The following is a 20,162-nucleotide window of genomic DNA, read 5'->3' as shown; positions in this document are numbered from 1 at the left end:
GACTGAGAGGAAATAAAGAATGACACAAAAGAATATAAAACATCTGACACTTCTGCATTCCAATGACATGCACGGTGATTTCCTTGCAGAGGAGATTGATAATGAGCTGGTGGGAGGTGTCTCTCTTTTATCAGGTTATGTCAACCAAGTGAGAAGAGACAATCCCAATACCTTATACATGATCGCAGGAGACATGTTCAGAGGTTCTCTCATAGATACTGAATTCAAGGGAATCTCCACAATAGAGATCATGAATGTCCTGGGACCTGATATTGTCTCCCTGGGAAATCACGAACTGGATTACGGCATTGCGCATCTGCTCTTTTTGGAGCGCTGCTGCAAATTCCCCATCGTAAATGCAAATATCTACATCAGGCCAACAGGTATGCGTTTGTTCCAGTCCCACAAAATCCTTCAAGTGGATGGTATGAAGATCCTTGTTATGGGCCTTTTGACGGAAGACATTATGAGCAAGGCAAAATCAGACATGCTCCTTGGAACCTTTGTGGATTTGACCGATGCAGCCAGGGAAGTGGGTATTATCTGCAACAGTTATAAAAATGTGGATATTGATTTTACCATACTTCTCACACACATTGGATTTGCGGAAGACTTAAAGCTTGCCGAACAGCTTGACCCCAGATGGGGTGTGGATGTCATCATCGGCGGTCACAGCCACACATATCTGGACGCGCCCGCAGAGGTGAATAACATCCTCATTGTACAGGCCGGGATCGGGACTGACCAGATCGGACGTTTTGAGATAGAGGTAAACACGGATACCAATTCCGTTGAGAGCTACACATGGGAAACGGTTCCTGTTGATGACGCGCACTGTGAAAGAAATGAGGAACTGGAACACCTGATCTATGACTTTAAAAAAGTGACGGATGAAAAATACGGAGCGATCCTCACCAGCATGGTGAGAAAAGCCACTCATCCCAGCCGCTATCAGTCCACCAGCGCAGGGAATCTGTTCTGCGACGCGCTGAAAAAGCAGTTTGGACTGGATATCGTCATGCTTGGTTCCGGAAGCCTCAGGGCGGAGGAGATAGGACCCATTATCACGGTGGGGGATCTACTGAATATGTATCCCTATGATGAGACACTGGTCCGTATCGAATTGACAGGAAAAGAACTGAAGAGAGGAATCCTCCATGCCATGAAGAAAAGCTTCAGTGCTAAGGACAACGATTCCGAATATTATCAGTTCAGCAAAGGCATGCATATTGTATATTCCACCGGCAGCCGGGTATTGACAGAAGCACGGTTTAACGGAAAAGAAATACAGGATGATGCCGTATTTGCCGTGGGCCTGGAACTGTTCCACTACAATAATATAGACAGTTTCCTGGGGCTTGACCGGGAGGCCGTGGAGGGGCGGAAACAGGCCAAGACTGTGACGGGAAATATCCGAACTGCTATTGAAGAATATTTTAGAGAACATAATGCTCTGCGGCCTGTTTATGAAAAAAGAACAGAAACAACAGATTGAGAAAGGGAAAATATAAAATGCAGGAATCTAAATCAAATATATCCATAAGAAATGCCCAGCCGGGGGAAGGTGAGACCCTGGCTTCCATTGAAGCGGCCTGTTTCCCGGCAGCGGAAGCAGCCAGCGTGGAAGCCATAAAAGAGCGTCTGGCTGCATTTCCTGATAAGTTTTTTGTTGCGGAAACAGAGGGAAAAGCAGTGGGATTTGTCAACGGAGGCGTGACAGATGAACCATATCTGCCTGACGAGATGTATCACAATATTGGTTTACATAATCCAAATGGCAGCTATCAGACGGTATTCGGCCTCAACGTTCTGCCCCGGTACAGAAGACAAGGCATTGCTGAAAAACTCATGAATGCATTGATACAGTCCGCAAAACAAGAGGGGAAAAAAGGAGTCATTTTGACCTGCAAGGATCACATGATCCATTACTATGAAAAATTTGGATTTGTCTGCCACGGCAGAGCGGATTCCTGCCACGGAAATGCAGTCTGGAACGATATGCGGCTGATTTTTTAAAGTGTCCCTGCTGGAACGATATGCGGCTAATTTTTTAAAGTGTCCCTGCTGGAACGATATGCGGCTGAATTTTAAAGTGTCCCTGCAGTTGTGTCCCTGCAGTTATCCGGGTGATTCGCGGGAAAGCATCATACACGCTCAAACCCATGCACCCAGTCCGCCTTTTTATAATATAATACAAACACCACAGAGCTTAAAAACCACGTCAGCGGATAAGCCCAGAAGATAACCTGGATAACCGGTATGAATCTCACGATGACAGATATATAGGAGACCCGCACAATGCACCAGAACACCAGCATGACCAGCATGGGGACAGAGGCCTTTCCGGAACCACGCAGAATGGCGGCGATACAGTGGGAGAGTGCCAGAAGAAAATAAAACAGTGTGACAGTCCTGGCCTGGGCGGTTCCAAACCGGATCACATGTGCTTCGTTATTAAAGGCAGCAATGAGAACCGGCGCAAAAGTATAGATGAGCACGCCGATGATCTCCGCGATCAGCATAGAACATACAAGCCCGAATTTAGCACCTTTTTTTGCCCTGTCGTATTCCCTGGCCCCCAGATTCTGGCTGACAAAGGTGGTCAGGGCAAGGGTAAAGCAGTTGATTGGCAGGAAGACGAACCCCTCGATCTTAGAGTAAGCACCGCATCCGGCCACCGCCATTTTTCCGAAGGCATTGATATTAGTCTGTACGATCACATTGGCAAAGGCTATGATTGAATTTTGGAAACCTGCGGGAAGCCCGTTATGTATGATCCGGCCCAGCATGGCTTTGTCAAACCTTATTTTATTTATGTAAACCCGATATTCAAGTGGACAGCGCTTAAGCTTCCCAAGGCAGAGCACCGCGCTGAGAAACTGGGAGATAATGGTGGCCAGAGCGGCGGAGCCTACCCCCAGGTGCAGTACAATAATAAAAAACAGATCCAGTACAACATTAACCACAGAGGAAATGATCAGGTAAACTAACGGGTGCCTGCTGTCACCTACGGACTGCAGAATACCCACAAACACATTATACATAACAAACCCCAGGGAGCCTGCAAAGTAAATACGGAAATAGGTAATAGACTGGGGCAGCACATCCTTTGGTGTTCCCATCCAGACAAGTATCTGGGGCGCGAGAATGACACCCGCCAGGGTAAGAACAGCACTTGCGGCAAGTCCAAGGGCTATGGTAGTGTGTATTGCCTTTTGAAGGCTGTCTCTATTTCCGGCGCCGTAATATCTGGCGATCACCACGCCTGCACCCATGGCAATGCCGTTGAAAAAGCCAACCATAAGAAAAATCAGGTTCCCTGAGGAACTGACAGCGGCCAGGGCATTGCTGTCCAGGAAATTCCCTACGATCAGGGAATCCGCAGTGTTATAGAGCTGCTGAAAAAGATTTCCCAGAAACAGCGGGAGTGCAAACATTATGATTTTTTTCCATATGGGACCTGAGGTCATCAGGGTTTTAGATTCTGTTGTATCCATGATAGTATCACTCCATTTTCATTTGTAAGAAGATCAGGCCGAAGGGACGGTTCTTTCGTAACTGTCCAGTCTTTCACTGTCCGGCCATGTGTTGCCTTGCAATTGCAGGGCAATCCCGAGGCAGCCACGCGCCGGACTGCTGTTTTTGCAGTCTGTACCCTGAAGGGCAGAACTGTGCATGTTTTTGTTGCTATGAAGCCGAAAGGCTGAACAGTAACGCTCTTTCACTATTTTACGAAACAGTTCAGACAAGTTGAACCGTTACGCATTCAGCCATTAAAAATCGCTTCGCGATGGGCTGGATAAAGCTGGCACTACTTTTTCATACGGTCAGCGCAGTAAATGCACAGACCTGTCTGAACGGTTACTATTTTACTCCTCATGTGGAAAAAAGCAACAATAAAAGCTATTGACAAACATACCGTTGGTATGTTAACTTAAATATAATCCAAAGAAATATGGAGGTACAATATGGCACGGAATAAATATCCGGAGGAGACAGTGAATCTGATCCTGGAAACGGCAGGCAGACTTTTTGTGGAAAAGGGGTATGAGCGGACTTCTATCCAAGATATCGTTGATCATCTGGGGGGACTCAGTAAAGGCGCTATTTATCACCATTTTAAGTCAAAAGAGGAAATCCTCTCTGCTGTGACAGACCGCATGACGGAAGGGTCGGAAATTTTGCTGCGCCGGATAAGAGACGATAAGACGCTTACAGGAAAAGAAAAGCTGAAAAAATTGTTTTTTGAATCCCTCAACCGTCCGGAGCAGAAAGATATGTTTCGTTCCGCCCCCCGACTTGGAGATAATCCGCAGCTATTGTCCATGGTAATGCGGGAAACCCTTGATATCACGGCTCCCCAATATCTAACCCCGATCATGGAAGAGGGGATAAAGGACGGCAGCATCCATACAAAATATCCGGCAGAGTTAGGGGAAGTATTGCTTCTGCTTGGGAATGTATGGATCAATCCAATGACTATGGATTCCACCCCTGAGGAGACGCTCAGGAAATGCCTCTGTTTTAAGGAGGTTTTGGAGGCCCTTGGTCTTGACATTGTGGACGAGAAAACTATCAACAGACTGCAGGAACTGACAGAAATTTATAATGAACATAAATAATATAAGGCTGCCCGGCAGCATTGTCTGAACCGGCAGCCTATTTTTTTATCATTATACATACCTACGGTCGGTATTAAAAGGAGAGAAACGATGGATGCAGTAATAGAAATAAGGGAAGTGTCTAAGAGTTTTCAGGGACAGCGTGTGCTGGAGCGCTGCTCTTTGAATCTGCAGAAGGGTGAAATTTACGGCCTGTTGGGAATCAACGGAGCCGGAAAGACCACACTGATGAAAATAACCGGCGGTTTTCAGCAGCCGGACGAGGGTGAAGTGCGGATAGAAGGCAGGGACAGCTGGGAGTACAGAGAGAAGATCCAGAGCAGGATAGGCACTCTGATCGAGACACCTATATTTTACGATCACTTGTCAGCCAGGGAGAACCTGGAGATCCATATGGCATACATGGGTCAGGAAAGTGATATTAACGGCGCCCTGGAGCAGGTAGGGCTGGGGCGGACAGGAAAAAAGCCGCTCTCCAGATTTTCCATGGGCATGAAGCAGCGGCTGGGGATTGCCAGGGCAATGCTCCATAGTCCGGAATGTCTGCTGCTGGACGAACCGATCAATGGTCTTGACCCTGTTGGAATACAGGAAGTGAGAGATATTCTGCTGGCTTTGGCAAAAAAAGGTACAGCGATCCTGGTCTCCAGTCATATCCTGAGTGAAATGGAGCAGCTTGCCCACAGAGTGGGAATCCTGGCCCAGGGAAAGATTGTGGAGGAATTCTCCCCGTCTTTGATGAGAAAGCAATACGGAGAAAATTTTGAAGATTACGTCATTGACATTATGAGGAGGAAACAGATATGAAGCTGATAAAGCTGGAATTAAGAAGAACGGACTTTAAGGGCTATCTGCTGGCAGCAGCGGGTATTGCTGTGTTATGTCTTATCATGACCTTTGCATTTCCGCTGCTTCCCAAACTGGAGGAGGGAAGTGTGACAAGAGACGATGCGCTGCTGTTTGCCACCTGGAAAGGGGTACTGCTGCCCGTTTCCGGACTGATCATGTCCTGCTTTGCGGTCCTGGGCGGCGCTATGGCAGCCAGGCTGGTGGTGACGGAATATACAGGAAAAAATGCGCTTCTGCTCTTCTCTTACCCGGTAAAAAGAAAATCGGTCCTGAAGGCAAAATGTACCCTGCTGTGGGGGTTTATATTTACAGCTACGTTCCTCTGTGAGACACTGTGCTTTCTTGTGGTGGGTATGGCAGCCAACCTGTTTCATTTCATGCCGGAAACCTTTGGCATAACCGAGATGGGAAGGGTGCTGGCAGCAGGTGTGGTACTGGGCGTGATGGCAGCCTCTATTGGACAGATTTCCATGCGTATTGGTTTTTGGAAAAAGTCACTGGTGGCTTCTGTGGTAACTTCCGTTATCCTCATATGCCCGGTGACAAACCTTTTCATGCTGGGAGCGGACAGCGGGCTGTGGATCATGATTGGGATCATGACGGTTACCCTGGCTGCAGGTCTGGGATGTTATGTGGGGCTTACAAATAAAATAGAGAATATGGAGGTATAAATATATGAAGAAAAACGGTTTTTCAAGAGATTTTATGCTGGTAGTTATCGGGCAGATCATCTCTCTGTTCGGGAATGCGGTGGTCAGGTTTGCCCTTCCTCTGCATCTGCTTAATATTTCCCAGTCACCTACCCTGTATGGGATGGTGTCAGCGCTGGCATTTTTGCCGCTGCTTATCATGTCACCCCTTGGAGGTGTGATCGCGGACCGGGTGAATAAAAGAAACATCATGGTGGTGTTGGATTTTTCCACTGCCGGAATCATCCTTCTGTTTCTTCTGCTGTCAGGGCAGGTGAATCTTGTGGCGCTGATCCTTGTGGCACTGATACTGCTTTATAGCATTTCCGGTCTTTATCAGCCGTCTGTGCAGGCCAGTATGCCGTTTTTGGTGCCTGAGGAGAAACTGGTGCAGGCCAATGCCGTTATCAATACAGTATCTTCCCTGGCCGGACTTTTAGGACCTGTGCTGGGCGGCATTTTTTACAGTATGAAGGGGATCCATGTGGTGCTTGCCATCAGTATGGTGTGTTTCTTCCTCTCGGCTGTGATGGAGATCTTTATCAGAATCCCATTTACCAAAAGAGAGACGGATATGGGCGCTTTCCGTATCATTTTTGGAGACTTAAAGGAGAGCGTACATTTTATTGCAAAGAGCCAGAAGGTGATCGGCAAAGTTACGGTTATTATAGCATTTGTAAATTTATTCATATCCTCCCTGCTGATCATCGGGCTTCCGGTCCTCTGTACCCAGGTACTTGAGTTCCAAAAGGCTGACCCGAACCAGATGTACGGATATCTGTCAGGGATCATGGCCTTCGGCGGAATTGCAGGGGGAATTTCCGCAGGTATTCTCGGAGGTAAGATCAAGATCGGAGATACCTGGAAGCTGATCGTGGCTGTGGCCCTGCTCATGTTCCCCATGGGCGGAGTTCTGTATTCATCGGCTCCCGATATGGGAAAATATCTGGTACTGGCCGCGGGAGCATTTTTGATCATGCTGTGTGCAACTCTATTTACGGTACAGACCATGTCTTTTGTGCAGATGAAAACGCCGGGACATTTGATCGGAAAAGTGATCTCCTGGGTTATGGCCATTGCCACCTGTTCCCAGCCTCTGGGGCAGGCTGTGTACGGTGTTGTGTTTGAGCAGGCCAGAGGCCTGGAATGGGCGATCTTTATGACAGCAGGCATTGCCAGTATTTTCGTGGGTCTGTATCTGAGAAAGATATGGATTTCGGAGGGGATATTGGACAGCGGAACAGAGGCCGTGTCCGGTGCATATAAATAAAGAAAAAAGTAGATTTCCTTTATGTTCTATGTAAGATCTAACGACGGCACCAGGATCGCTGTCTATGAGTTCAACAAGGAGTGCTCCAAGACCGTGTTTCTGGTCCACGGGTGGCCTCTCTCACATAAGATTTATGAGTACCAGATCGAATTGCTGACAAAGTGCGGTTACCATGTGGTGGCGATTGACCTGAGAGGGTTTGGTAGATCCGACGCGCCGGCCTGCGGTTATGGATACGACCAGATGGCAGCAGATATTTATCATGTGGTGAAATCCATGGGATTGAAAAAATTCATTCTCACAGGTTTTTCCATGGGAGGAGCCATTGTGCTGCGTTATATGCGGCTGTTTTGCGGCTACGGAGTGGAGAAGCTGATTCTTCTTGCCGCCGCTGCCCCATCCTGGACACAGCGGAAAGGCTATCCATACGGACTTACCAGAAAATATGTGGATGGCCTGATCTCCCTGGCTGAGACGGACAGACCGCAGTTAGCTTATAACTTCAGCCATGAGCAGCTTTTTGCCACACCGCACCGGGAACCGGTAAAACAGTGGTTCCAGGATATATCGCTCTCAGCTTCCGGCATTGCTACAGTCAGAACCGCGATCTCACTCCGGGATGAGGATGGGCGCAGTGACCTGGCCTGTGTCCATGTTCCCACATGGATCATCCACGGAGGGAAAGATGTGGTAGTGTCCAATGATCTGGCCCGCATCCAGAAGGAGGGAATTCCCTGTTCCCAGCTTGTGACCTTGGAGAATAGCGGGCATGGAATCATGTATGATGAACTGGCCCTCTTTAATAAGATATTTCTCAAGGCAGTCAGAACAAACCCGCAGGCCCGTTGAAAAATTCCGAATAATTGGATTGTGAACAGTAATAAAACAGATGCAGAGTATTTACCGCATGTCAGAAATGGCATGCGGTTTGTGCGTTTCTATGCTATAATATCTAAAAAGCGTGAGGCCGCTGGCCATCAGCGGCGTAAATGGTGGGAAAGGGGAAATTTTGTGCAGAAAATTTTTACCAGGTATATCAGCTACGTTGTGGCCGTAGCGCTCCTGGCTATTTTAGCGCTGAATTGGGGGCTGCAGGGGCGAAATGCCAGAAAACAGATGGTACAGAACGCTGCGCTGAAGCTGGGACAGATATCGCAGACCATTGATAATAATGAGGTGGAACTGCGGAACTTAAAGGAGAGCCTCAGTGAAGACTATTTGACAAGAGCCTATGCCTTCGCCTATATTATAGAACAGAATCCCAGTGTACTGGACAGCCAGCAGGAACTGGAACGGATAGCAGAGCTGCTTAATGTGGATGAACTGCATGTGATCGACGAAAACGGGATTCTCTTTGCAGGCAGTATTCCGCTGTATTTTGGCATGGATTTTCATACTACGGACCAGACAAAAGAATTTCTCAGTATCCTGGATGACCCGGACTCCTATCTGGTACAGGAAATACGGCCCAATGGTTATGAACAGAAAGTATTCCAGTATATCGGTGTGGCACGCCAGGATCAGAAAGGTATCGTGCAGGTAGGTATGGCACCCACCAGGATGCTGGATGCCCAGAAAAGAAATCAGCTTGATTATATATTTTCCCGGGTCCCGGTGGATGCGGGGAGTGTTCTTTTTGCCATAGATAAAGAGAGCGGGGAGGTGCTGGCCCACTCGGACCAGGATATGGCAGGCAGCAGCATGGAGGATCTGGGGCTTACCCCGGAGGTTATGGCCGGATGCAGCGACGGCGGATTTATCCGGCAGGGCGGAGAAAAAATGTTCTGCGTCATCAGGGAAAAAGACGGCCTGATACTGGGAGCAGGGGAGAGTGAGGCGGAGCTTTATGAGGAGCGGAATATACAGACCATCCTTACTTTTTTCTACCTGGTCCTTGTGTATCTGGTGGCGATCCTGGTCATAAACCGTCTGCTGAAACATCAGATCGTGGACGGGGTCCACACCATAATGGATGACTTGAAGGGGATCACAGACGGCAACCTGGATACTGTGGTGAAGGTGGACAGCAATCCCGAATTCAGACAGTTGAGCCAGGGCATCAATAAGATGGTCCAGGGAATCCTGGATGCAACCGTTAAAATTTCCAAAGTCATTGATACTTTGGATCTGCCTATCGGTGTGTTTGAGTTCAATCAGGACAGTGAGAAAGTTATGGCAACCGAACGCATCCGGCTTGTGCTGGACTGGACAGAGGAAGAAATGAGCCAGGCCTGCCGTGACAGGAACATTTTCCAGAAAATGCTTGGGGATACCCTGAAAGCTGCCTGTGATAAGAGAGAGAATGAGTTCAAAATAAGAGAAAATCCCGAGAAATGGGTGCGTATATTCACAACCACAGAGAATGGCGGTACCTTTGGCATTATATCGGATGTGACAGGGGAGATGCAGGAAAAGAAAAGGCTGGAACACGAGCGGGATTATGATTCTCTTACCGGCCTCTGCAATCTGGACACTTTCAGAAAAGAAGTGGAGCATATTCTGGAGGAGAGGGACACCGGCGAATGCGCCATGATCATGCTGGACCTTGACAGCTTTAAGGGGATCAATGACCGTTTCGGCCATGACTGGGGGGACGAATATCTGCGTGCCTGTGCCGGATTTTTGTCAGAGTTCAATGGCGGCAGGGGAATTGCGGCCAGACGTTCCGGAGATGAATTCTGCCTGTTTCTCCATCATTATAAGACGAGGCAGGAGATTGCCAATGATATGGAAGAATTCTACAGCCGGCTCCAGCAAAACCCCGTGCTGTTTCCGGATAAGAGCAGGAAGGCACTGGAGATATCTTCCGGACTGGCCTGGTACGGCGGCGGTCTGAATGAATTCCAGACACTTCTGAAGGCGGCTGATTATGCGCTTTACGATGCGAAAAACAGCGGAAAGGGAATCATGAAGCAGTATTCCTTGAACTGAGGTATACCATAAGGAAAAACATAAGGAGACAGATGATATGGATAACAATACAACCGTGAAAGACTTAAAAATGAGGGTATTTGATTTTTGCGAAGAGAGGCACTGGAATAAATCCCATAATCCTAAGGATTTGTCCATCGGCATCTCCACAGAGGCCAATGAACTGCTGGATCTGTTCCGGTTTAAATCCAATGACCAGATGAAGGAAATGATGAAAGATGAGAAAAAAAGAGAACGCATTGGGGAGGAGCTGGCAGATACGCTGATTTTTTCACTGCGCTTTGCCGAGATGTATTCTTTTGATATTGATGAGATCATCCGCGATAAGATGATAAAAAATGCGGTGAAGTATCCGAAGCCCGAAAAATAACGGCGGGAGGGAGTTTTTATGGAGATTAGATGTATTGCTCTTGACCTTGACAGGACAACACTGGACGGGGATGGATATCTGCCGGAGGAAAACAGACTGGTGCTGGAGGAAATCATGGAAAAGGGCGTGCAGGTGGTGGCAGCCAGCGGAAGAGCCCTCTCCACTTTGCCGGAAGCCATCAGAAAAATGAAGGGGATCCGGTATGCCATCACATCAAACGGGGCGGCTGTATATGATCTTTCCACAGGAAAGTGTCTGAAACAGTATAAGATGACAGAGGACTCCGTGTATCAGATCCTGGACCTGACGAAGGATTTTCCTGTGAGCTTTGAGGCCTTTGTGGATGGGGAGGCATATGCACCCAGGGCGTATGTGGAGGATCCCATACAGTTTGGTGCCGATATCAGGGCAGTCCCCTATATCCGGGGAACCAGAAAACCGGTGGAGGATATTGGGGATTTTATCTGTGCCCATGGGTCTGTTCTGGATGGCATGGACGTGATCATAAGTGATCCGGAACTGAAGTCCCGGCTGTGGCAGATGCTGGACGCGGAGGCAGAGGATGTGTATATCACGTCATCCGTCCCGCAGCTTCTGGAGATTTCCTATAAAGATGCAGGAAAGCATACGGGAGCTGCCTTTTTGCTGGAGCACCTTGGACTGCGGCAGGAAGAGCTTGCGGCTTTCGGGGATGGGGACAACGATGCCGAGCTGCTGGCATTCGCGGGAATCGGGATTGCAGTGGAGAACGCATCCCCGAAATGTAAAGAGGCCGCGGATCACATTACCCTGTCCAATGAAGCCTGCGGCGTTGCATATGGCATCAGAAATATACTTAAACTATAAGAGAGGCACAAGGCATGATTCGGAATTGGAAACATAAGTTAAAATATATCTGCAGCGTTCTGGTGCTGCTGCTCTGCTTTCTGACGGGATGCAGCAGCACCACAGACAGTATGACAGGCGGGGCGGACAAAGACACCCGGCAGGCAGCCGCTTCCCTTGAAGAATCGGGAAGCTATACCTCAAAAGAGGATGTGGCTGCCTACATTCACCAATTTGGACATCTTCCGGATAACTTTATCACGAAAAAGGAAGCAAAGAAGGCCGGATGGGTCAGCAGCAAAGGAAATCTGGCTGAGGCAGCACCGGGTAAGAGTATCGGGGGAGACCGGTTCGGCAACTATGAGGGAAACCTGCCGGAAAAAGAGGGGCGGCAGTATTACGAATGTGATATTGACAGCGACGGAAGTTACCGGGGAGCAAAAAGGATCGTCTATTCAGATGACGGCCTCGTGTACTATACAGAGGACCACTACGAGACCTTTGAGCTTTTATACGGGGAGGAGAATTTATGAAGGTAGTCTTGGACGCATTATGCATGGACGAGAAGGAGAAGGCGCACAGATATCTGAAGGAAAAATTAGGACTTCCGGATTACTGCGGGAGTAATCTGGATGCATTGTATGACTGTCTTACAGAAAAGGAAGAGATGGAGATAGAGGTGGAGAACCGGGAGCAGGCGCAGGATTATTTTCTGCGGATATGGCGGGTCCTGCTGGATGCCTCCGGGGAGAATGAAGGTCTTCAAGTGATTGGCTAATAAAAACACAGGAGATAGAAAATGGGTAAAATGCAGAAAGACAACGGAAATTCATCAAAGAAACGGATATGGCTTCTTCTGGCGGTCATAGCCGTGGCAGCGGCGGCAGCAGTCATATTTTTTATGAAGAGCCGGACAGAGAAAGCGGTGTTTTCCGTTGACGGGCAGCCGGTTTACAAGGAAGAAGCAGCTTGTGTTGTCAGCAAGATCAAATTGCATCAGAGGGAAAAGATAGCGGCTAAGGCAGGAATTGATATATCGGATTTCACCTGGGAAACAGAGGCGGAAGGAAAGACAGGGTATGAACACTTGGCTGACGCAGTGGTAGATGAGTTAAAAGAAGTGAAAACCATGCAGAAGGAGGCTATGGACAACGGCCTTACTGATGCAATTGACTATCCTTCCCTGATGGAGGCTATGGAAAAAGAAAATAAGGACAGAGAGGAGAAAAAGGGAAAGAATGAGACTGTGTTTGGAATGACCCAGTACACAGCAGACCAGTTCTATGATTATTTCAATGAAAATCTCTCCCTGCAGAATAAAAGAGAACTGATAAAGAAAGAAGTGCTCACAGCATCGGATGAGGAGGCAAGGGCAGCTTACGATGCAGACCCGGACTATTTCAACAATGAGGAGTATGATACAGTGGAGACATATGCCAAAAACCTTGTTCTGGATCATAAGTATGAGGAGCATTTACAAGAGATGGCTAAGGCCGCCAAAGTGGAAATACCCAGTGAGAAGGCATTGGTACAGGCTGTCAAGGATGCTTTGGAAGGGAAATAAAAGATAGAGCTACTCTTCACAGCCCTGCAAAAAACGCAGTTCTGTAAACAGTAACACGCTTCGCGATGCACAGAGATAGAGCGTTCTGCCCAAAATCGCGCTGGCTGCCTCGGGATTTTATGCGCAAGTGCGTAAAAACACCTCGCAGGATAGCAGCCGTGAATAGTAACAAAATAGAATATGTATAATAGGAAAAAAGACATTCACATACCCAATAAAAAAGGTATGCAGGATGTCTTTTTTTATTGCAGAATCAACAAGAAAAGCCGGGTGACCGCTGTTAGATTTGCTTAATCATACAATTTTTTTGCATTATTGTATCTTTTTGAATTATAAATGGTCGAAAATGACGAAAAACAAGTAGAAATCGTAAAAATTTATGTTCATATGTGGACTATAATAGAAGACACGGCAATGCGACACCTGTCAAAATGACGGAAGCTGATCAGCGCAGCGTGTTGAAGCTCATTGCGTAAATATTCTTTTGGAAGGAGAGCAATGTATGAAATCATGGAAGCGATGGAACAGGGCGTTTGGTGCTACACTGGCTACGGCTCTTGTCTGCACTTCAGTTAATTTCCCGGTCTATATACAAGCGGCCGTAGAGGACCAGGGAAGCATACCTGAGGCAGTCACAGAGACAATTCCTGAGATCACAGGAACCGTTTACCACGTGGACAGTGAAGGCGGCAATGATGAAAGCGGTGACGGGTCGGAGGCAAATCCATTTAAGACTCTGGCTAAGGTAAATACCATCGAACTGCAGCCCGGAGACGGCATCAGCCTGAAAAAGGGCAGCATTTTTGACAACCAGCAGCTTGCACCGAAAGGAACGGGAACCAAGGATAAGCCAATTGTGATCAATACATATGGCGAGGGAAGCATGCCTGTTATCAATGCAGGAGGATTCAGAAGGACCGGCGGCACCAATGCGGACGGAACACCTGAATATGCAGGTTACAAAGAGGCAGTCCTGATTCAGAATATGGAGTATACATATGTAACGGGACTGGAAGTCACAAATGATGACGCTTTCAATGAGACAAGCGATGCAGGAGATTCAAACAACCTGAATTCCGGAAGCGACGATGTAATTCCCAGACGTCTGGGTATTCACGTTACCATTGATGAGCGGGAAACTGTTAACAAAACATTAGAAGGTGACAGAGAGTACAACACCGTGGTTATTGATGGCTGTTATGTACATGATGTAGACGGAAATGAAAACCGCGGTGTAAACAAAGTTGACGGCGGTATCGGTATTGAGGTTATCTTCAGCTCAAAAGCGGGAGTTTTCCCTTATTTCAACGGCGTAACGATCCAAAACAACAGAATTGACCAGTGTGACCGTACAGGAATCAAGGCTATCCGTCTTTCCGACCTGGATCAGTTCAGGAACAATGACCCGGATAAAGCCGGATATGACCCCAATAATGATGCGGATAACAACTCGGCCAATGACGGTGTACGTCATGATAATATCCGCTATAAAGACCAGGCACAGAGAGGTCTCCACATTGTCGGAAACTATCTGAGTGATATCGGCGGTGACGGTATCCTGGTCTGTGAATCACAGGGCGCAGTAGTTGAGCACAACGTGGTAAACGGACAGGCTATGCGTGCAAAAGGAGCCAATGCAGGTATCTGGGCATGGAACTCTTTTGACACCTTATTCCGCTATAATGAGAGCTTTGACGGACCGGCCTACAACCAGGACGGCTGTTCTTACGACAGTGATTACTGGTGTGCAGGCAGCATTTTTGAGTACAATTACAGCCATGATACACCTATGGGCTTTATGCTTATGATGGGTAATAACAATACAGACGTTATCCGCTATAATGTGAGCCAGAATGACGGTCTTGCATGGCGTCACGGTGCAGGAAATACCAATTCGGAAAGTTATATTTACAATAATGTATTCTATTACGATGGCGCCAACTGGGTATTTAACCACAGCAACGGCGGCGGTTCCGCTATGGGAAGTGCTTACAACTGGCATATGTACAACAACATTTACTATAACTACAATGAAGAAGTGACCAGTAGATGGGGCAGTGCGGAGACAACGGCGGAAAGCTGGAACAACTCTTATCTGCAGCAGGCAGGAAACCTGGTATATGAAGCCAGCGGCATTCATGATCCCGGTGAAATCCCTAATGCGATCCAGGCAGACCCGCTCTTTGAAAATGCGGGCGGCGGCCAGAGTGCTGCGATCAGTGAGGATGGTATGACAGCCACATCCGATTGGGAATCCCTGAAAGCCTACGCGCTGAAGGAAGGTTCACCTGCTATCGGCAATGGTGTGTATGTCAATGTAGTTCCGGCAACCAGCCCGGAAAATAAAGGACTCTGGGATTACACTTCAGACAGAAATGCAAAGACCGACTTCTTTGGAAATGCCCTCTATGACGGCGCACCTGATATCGGTATTATGGAAATGACAGGCGTTCAGGGTGCAGACTTTGCACTTGAGAGCAATGCGGGATATAAAGTATATGATCCGGAATGCGGAGAATATCTTGCAAGCGGAGAAAATGGCCTGGAAGTCAACGCTTCAGGCAGCCAGTTTGTCATGGAGAACGCGGGCGACGGATATAAGGTTAAGATCTGGGATACAGAGAGCAATGCGTACTTATACTTAAATACGGATGGTGACAGCGCAGTTCTGTCCGAAAAAGATTCCACTGTTTGGACCGCCGTTGACAAAAAGAACGGCCTTCATCAGTTGAAATCCGGGGATAACTTCCTTGTCTGCAATGATGACGGGACACTTTCTCTGGGCACAGCAGGTACAGGCTGGCAGTTTGTCCTTCAGGAGCATTCCAAATCCTATAATGTAGGCGGAGATGCCATTGACGGATTCAGCGCTGACCGGGCTTATGATGCAAATAAAAAATTATCCGGTTATGTTGAGGAGTATACCAAACTGACCGGCAGCGGCAGCGGCGTATATGCTACAGGCGTTACTGCAGATACAATTGAATACAAGGTTTACGCATCAGATTCTTCCCACAATCTGAAACTCTATGTTTCTGAGATGGAAGATACAACCGGGCGTACTTTTGACGTTCTGGTAAACGGTGAGGTAGTGAAAGAGAGATACACCTTGTCCGGTGACACAGATGTGATTGAAATCGGTTCTGTGTATCCTGCAGGCGGTGTCATCACTGTGAAACTCCAGAGTGCATACAGTGAAGAAGCCGGAACCATGACGGATCCGATCCTGAATGGTATCGCAGCAGATATGGCTGTTATGTCAGAAGTGAATATGAGACTGGATGCAGGTAACTCCGATACATCCAATATGGGCAACCATGACGGACTGTTTGAGGATGCAGAATTTGAAGCAACAGGAAGCGGCTGGTACGCAAATGGTTCCACCTCAACAGAGGAGATCAACAGCAAGCTTGCCGGTAATAAACCTGTACCCGATGCAGGTCTTGGAACCGCACTGAAGAGCGGACGTGCAGGTGAAGACTTCGGATACAAATTCAAAGTGGCACCTGGAATCTACAGGGTAAAACTGTACTTTAATGATACAAGTGCAGATGATTTTACACCTGGAACATTTGATGTGAGTGTCAACGGTTCTGTAGTGGAAGAAGGATTTACCATTCCGGAACAGAATAAAGCATACGATATCACGGTTGCAGCGGAGGCACAGGACGGTCTGATCGATATCGGACTGAAAGCAGCCGAAGGAAAAGCCATTGTCAATGCAGTTATCGTTGAGCCTTATCAGGAGATCACTGGCGAGAACCTGGCACTGAACAAAGCGGCAGACGCAAGCGGCCAGGAAGCAGACTCCATGGCAGCAAAATACGCAGTTGACGGCAGCCAGTCCACACGTTACAGCAGCGGACAGGGCAACAACCAGTGGATCAGCGTTGATCTGGAAAAGAAATATATGGTAGATACTGTTGCGGTTGACTGGACACCAGGCGCTTATGCCACAGATTATGAGGTTCAGGTCTCTGCAGACGGAGAGACATGGAATACGGTCAAGACAGTAAACAGCGCTTATCCGGGACTGAATCTGGTGAAATTTGATCCGGCAGAAGCTCAGTATGTAGCGGTTGTCTCCATTAATAATGCCAATCAATGGGGAATGTCCATGACAGAGCTGGGTGTATACGGTGAGGAGATCACGGGAAGCCCGGCAGCAACAGTAAGTACAGAGGACAAAGGAAACCATAACTATCAGGTAAATGTAGGTCTGGAGAATATTTTCAACAAGTACAGAAATGCAGTTGTGGAATATACTTATGATCCGGCTCAGATTACCTTAAATACAGATAGTGCCGCAGTAAATGAAGAGGCACTTCTGAAGACAGTAGAACCAACGGTAACAGATAATGAGGACGGAACCAAGACGGTTCGTTTCTCTTATGGAATCAAGAAACAGGATGCATTCAAGAAGGCTGCGGAACTGATGAATGTAACCTTTACGGCAGAAGAGGGAGCAACAAGGAAACCGGTAACTGTCAATGTATCCTTCAGCAATGCGGAAGGCCATGTGACAGCACTGGAAAAAGTGCTCACATATGTACCGAACAACTTTACATATGAAGATTTAGGCGCTTTGATCCAGGATGCGGAAGCACAGATGAATGCAGCAGTAGTGGGACCGAAACCGGGTGAATATACCCAGGAAGCAGTCGATACATTCAAAGCTGCTATTGAGGAAGCTAAAGCAGTTCCGGAAGGAAAGGAAGCTTCTGAGTATGAAGCTGCATATGTGAAGCTGGAAGCAGCTATGAAGGCATTTACCGAAGCGGTCAATGTTGCAGAATATGATACTTACTATCAGGACTTTGCTGCAGCAGACGAGGCAAACTTTGAATATGCAAATGCCTCCGGACAGCTTACGGATGAAGGTATGTTATTAGCTATCGGCGGCAACGGAGTTGCCAAGGATATGAATGCCGCTGCTATCAACCAGGGTATATTCCGTATCCGCTTTACTACAGACAGTGTTGCAGACCAGACATTGTTTACGGTTGGAAACGGAATCATGTTCGGATATGATGCAGGCGGCGGAAACTGGTTCTATGATAAAACGGCAGACGGAGGCTGGGGTAACTTTACCTATGGTCATGCGCTTACCCCAAATGAAGAGCATGAGATCATATTCAAATTTGTACCGAGTGCCAGCAGAGCAGCAGGCTTATACGACCTGACTCTGTGGTATGACGGAACTGAATTAGGAAGTGCATCCAATGTTCCTTACAGCACAGAACCCGGACAGTATACACTGCAGAGCAGAAGAAATTTACACAACATGACTGTAAAAGAAGTATACTACGGCGATGAAGTTCCATCACACACCATCAGTGTCACAGCAGGTGAAAACGGAACCGTCAGCCAGACAGGTGATGTATCGGTAGACCGTGAAACAAACAAAACATTTGTGATCAAACCGAATAAAGGTTATATGATTGATGAAGTGCTTGTTGACGGCAAACCGGCAGCAGTGGAAAATAATAAAGTTACATTTGAATATGTAATTGAAAACCACACGCTGGAAGTAACCTTCAAGAAACTTGAGACATCCGGTCTGGAAGCCATGATCCAGGAGATGAAGGGAATTGGAGAAGACGGTTATACACCGGAAAGCTACCAGAAATTCCTGGATGCAATTGCATCGGCAGAGGCGGTTTTGGAAAACGCTACATCTCAGAAAGAGATTACCGACGCGATCGTAGCTCTTGGTAATGCGAAAGATGTACTGGTTAAGATCGCATTGGAAAGCATCACGATCAACACAGAAAATGCCAAGACAGAGTATCTGTTAGGCGAAGAGTTCAGTGCAGAAGGAATCGTAGTGGAGGCTGTATACAACGACGGAACTACAAGAGAACTGACAGCAGAGGAGTATACCATCACAGGATTTGATTCCAGTGTGATTGGACCAAAAGAAATAACAGTGACTTATACAGAGGGTGAAACAGCTATGACTGCATCCTTCACCGTCCAGGTCAGCTTAACGGTAGACACCAAGGGTCTGGAATTAGCTATCACCATGGCAGAGAATCTTGCAAACGGCAGCCAGTCCTTCTCACCGGAGAGCTGGGCAGCAGTGGAAGAGGCTCTGAATGAGGCAAATGGTCTTCTGACAAACCCAGAAACAACACAGGGTCAGATTGATGATGCATCCTCAAAACTGCTGAATGCGATCACAGCACTGAAACCGGGCGTACAGAAATTCGGTCTGGAAGCTGCGATCCAGGGAGCAGAAGCTATCCTTGCAGATCCTGTAACAGAAGAGCGTTATACAGAAGGCAGTGTTCAGGCAGTTAAAGATGCATTAGAGGCAGCTAAGACTGTATTTGACACCGTTTACGGCGAAGACGAGGTAGAGGCAGGACAGCAGGCAGTCAATGAGGCAACAACAAATCTGCTCACTGCAGTATCCCAGATGTTAGATAAAGACTTTGCACGTCTCCATGCAATCATTGCGCAGGCAGAGGCGATCCTCAAGGATACTGACAAGTACACAGCAGCATCCGTGGAAAGACTTCAGGCTGAACTGAATGCGGCAAAAGAGACAGCAGCCAATACGGAACTGACAGGACAGGAAGCAAGAGATGCCCGTCACGCACTGGAAGAAGCCATTGCAGGTCTTATCTTCAAGGGCAATAAAGCAGAGCTGGAAGCAGCGCTGGCAAAAGCTCAGAATATACTTGATAACGCAGGCAGATATCTGGCAGGAAGTATTGAGGGACTGCAGGAAGCAGTTGATAATGCTAAGACAGTCTATGATGATCCGGAAGCAGTTCAGGATGAGATCAACGCTGTATTAAAAGCACTGATCAAAGAATGTGAAGAAGTAAGACTTCTCGGTGACGTGGATCTGAACGGTGTTGTAAATGCAGCAGACAGTGCACTGCTCCTGCAGTACAGCGTAGGACTCAAAGAGCTGACGGAAGAGCAGATCCTGATTGGTGACGTGAATGTAGATAATGAAACCAATACAACAGATGCAACCAAAATTCTGCAGTTGTCAGCAGAGAAAATCACTACATTCTGATTTTAAAGG

15 protein-coding genes are annotated in these 20,162 nt (G+C 47.6%); 14 read left to right on the top strand and 1 reads right to left on the bottom strand.

The window, feature by feature from the left end; genetic code table 11:
• Positions 1 to 19: 19 nt before the first annotated feature.
• Both CI595_RS21410 and CI595_RS21405 read left to right on the top strand, forming a co-directional pair.
• Positions 20 to 1,495, top strand: coding sequence for a bifunctional metallophosphatase/5'-nucleotidase (locus CI595_RS21410; RefSeq protein ID WP_095175642.1), 1,476 nt, complete (start codon positions 20 to 22; stop codon positions 1,493 to 1,495).
• Positions 1,496 to 1,512: 17 nt separating this feature from the next.
• A complete protein-coding gene (locus tag CI595_RS21405) occupies positions 1,513 to 2,016 on the top strand; it encodes a GNAT family N-acetyltransferase (RefSeq protein WP_095175641.1) in 504 nt (167 codons plus the stop codon).
• 128 nt (positions 2,017 to 2,144) lie between these two features.
• On the opposite strand, the gene CI595_RS21400 is transcribed toward CI595_RS21405, so the two are convergent.
• Positions 2,145 to 3,497 (bottom strand): MATE family efflux transporter, encoded by a 1,353-nt coding sequence (locus CI595_RS21400; protein WP_095175640.1) that lies wholly within the window; start codon positions 3,495 to 3,497, stop codon positions 2,145 to 2,147.
• Positions 3,498 to 3,968: 471 nt separating this feature from the next.
• On the opposite strand from CI595_RS21400, the gene CI595_RS21395 reads away from it, so the two are divergent.
• The 12 genes from CI595_RS21395 (at position 3,969) to CI595_RS21340 (ending at position 20,153) form a co-directional block, all read left to right on the top strand.
• A complete protein-coding gene (locus CI595_RS21395) occupies positions 3,969 to 4,622 on the top strand; it encodes a TetR/AcrR family transcriptional regulator (protein ID WP_095175639.1) in 654 nt (217 codons plus the stop codon).
• Positions 4,623 to 4,712: 90 nt separating this feature from the next.
• Complete coding sequence (locus tag CI595_RS21390; protein ID WP_095175638.1) at positions 4,713 to 5,429, top strand: ABC transporter ATP-binding protein; 717 nt, start codon at positions 4,713 to 4,715, stop codon at positions 5,427 to 5,429.
• Complete coding sequence (locus CI595_RS21385; protein ID WP_095175637.1) at positions 5,426 to 6,142, top strand: ABC transporter permease; 717 nt, start codon at positions 5,426 to 5,428, stop codon at positions 6,140 to 6,142. The genes CI595_RS21390 and CI595_RS21385 overlap by 4 nt, the downstream gene beginning before the upstream one ends.
• Before the next feature lie 4 nt (positions 6,143 to 6,146).
• On the top strand, positions 6,147 to 7,430 hold the full coding sequence (locus CI595_RS21380) for an MFS transporter (RefSeq protein WP_095175636.1): 1,284 nt from the start codon (positions 6,147 to 6,149) through the stop codon (positions 7,428 to 7,430).
• Positions 7,431 to 7,451: 21 nt separating this feature from the next.
• Complete coding sequence (locus tag CI595_RS21375; RefSeq protein ID WP_095175635.1) at positions 7,452 to 8,279, top strand: alpha/beta fold hydrolase; 828 nt, start codon at positions 7,452 to 7,454, stop codon at positions 8,277 to 8,279.
• A 162-nt stretch (positions 8,280 to 8,441) separates the two neighbouring features.
• Positions 8,442 to 10,361 (top strand): sensor domain-containing diguanylate cyclase, encoded by a 1,920-nt coding sequence (locus CI595_RS21370; RefSeq protein WP_162291939.1) that lies wholly within the window; start codon positions 8,442 to 8,444, stop codon positions 10,359 to 10,361.
• Between the two features lie 37 nt (positions 10,362 to 10,398).
• Positions 10,399 to 10,731, top strand: coding sequence for a nucleotide pyrophosphohydrolase (locus CI595_RS21365; RefSeq protein WP_095175633.1), 333 nt, complete (start codon positions 10,399 to 10,401; stop codon positions 10,729 to 10,731).
• Positions 10,732 to 10,749: 18 nt separating this feature from the next.
• Positions 10,750 to 11,577, top strand: a complete 828-nt coding sequence (locus CI595_RS21360) for an HAD family hydrolase (protein WP_095175632.1) — start codon at positions 10,750 to 10,752, stop codon at positions 11,575 to 11,577.
• A 14-nt stretch (positions 11,578 to 11,591) separates the two neighbouring features.
• Positions 11,592 to 12,089 carry a ribonuclease domain-containing protein gene (locus CI595_RS21355; protein WP_095175631.1) on the top strand — a complete coding sequence of 166 codons (498 nt, stop codon included), beginning with the start codon at positions 11,592 to 11,594 and terminating at the stop codon, positions 12,087 to 12,089.
• The gene (locus tag CI595_RS21350) at positions 12,086 to 12,334 is read left to right on the top strand and encodes a barstar family protein (protein ID WP_095175630.1); all 249 of its coding nucleotides are present in this window, start codon (positions 12,086 to 12,088) and stop codon (positions 12,332 to 12,334) included. The genes CI595_RS21355 and CI595_RS21350 overlap by 4 nt, the downstream gene beginning before the upstream one ends.
• Positions 12,335 to 12,355: 21 nt before the next feature.
• Positions 12,356 to 13,120, top strand: a complete 765-nt coding sequence (locus CI595_RS21345) for a hypothetical protein (RefSeq protein ID WP_095175629.1) — start codon at positions 12,356 to 12,358, stop codon at positions 13,118 to 13,120.
• A 502-nt stretch (positions 13,121 to 13,622) separates the two neighbouring features.
• On the top strand, positions 13,623 to 20,153 hold the full coding sequence (locus CI595_RS21340) for a discoidin domain-containing protein (RefSeq protein ID WP_095175628.1): 6,531 nt from the start codon (positions 13,623 to 13,625) through the stop codon (positions 20,151 to 20,153).
• The last annotated feature ends 9 nt before the right edge of the window (positions 20,154 to 20,162 follow it).

It is taken from the genome of Blautia hominis (assembly GCA_002270465.1).
Lineage (GTDB): Bacteria > Bacillota > Clostridia > Lachnospirales > Lachnospiraceae > Blautia > Blautia hominis.
This window is presented reverse-complemented; position numbering and strand designations above follow the sequence as displayed.

Coding starts and splice junctions, on each gene's coding strand:
- CI595_RS21410 (WP_095175642.1), top strand. CDS start 20: ATGACACAAAAGAATATAAAACATCTGACACTTCTGCATTCCAATGAC.
- CI595_RS21405 (WP_095175641.1), top strand. CDS start 1,513: ATGCAGGAATCTAAATCAAATATATCCATAAGAAATGCCCAGCCGGGG.
- CI595_RS21400 (WP_095175640.1), bottom strand. CDS start 3,497: ATGGATACAACAGAATCTAAAACCCTGATGACCTCAGGTCCCATATGG.
- CI595_RS21395 (WP_095175639.1), top strand. CDS start 3,969: ATGGCACGGAATAAATATCCGGAGGAGACAGTGAATCTGATCCTGGAA.
- CI595_RS21390 (WP_095175638.1), top strand. CDS start 4,713: ATGGATGCAGTAATAGAAATAAGGGAAGTGTCTAAGAGTTTTCAGGGA.
- CI595_RS21385 (WP_095175637.1), top strand. CDS start 5,426: ATGAAGCTGATAAAGCTGGAATTAAGAAGAACGGACTTTAAGGGCTAT.
- CI595_RS21380 (WP_095175636.1), top strand. CDS start 6,147: ATGAAGAAAAACGGTTTTTCAAGAGATTTTATGCTGGTAGTTATCGGG.
- CI595_RS21375 (WP_095175635.1), top strand. CDS start 7,452: ATGTTCTATGTAAGATCTAACGACGGCACCAGGATCGCTGTCTATGAG.
- CI595_RS21365 (WP_095175633.1), top strand. CDS start 10,399: ATGGATAACAATACAACCGTGAAAGACTTAAAAATGAGGGTATTTGAT.
- CI595_RS21360 (WP_095175632.1), top strand. CDS start 10,750: ATGGAGATTAGATGTATTGCTCTTGACCTTGACAGGACAACACTGGAC.
- CI595_RS21355 (WP_095175631.1), top strand. CDS start 11,592: ATGATTCGGAATTGGAAACATAAGTTAAAATATATCTGCAGCGTTCTG.
- CI595_RS21350 (WP_095175630.1), top strand. CDS start 12,086: ATGAAGGTAGTCTTGGACGCATTATGCATGGACGAGAAGGAGAAGGCG.
- CI595_RS21345 (WP_095175629.1), top strand. CDS start 12,356: ATGGGTAAAATGCAGAAAGACAACGGAAATTCATCAAAGAAACGGATA.
- CI595_RS21340 (WP_095175628.1), top strand. CDS start 13,623: ATGAAATCATGGAAGCGATGGAACAGGGCGTTTGGTGCTACACTGGCT.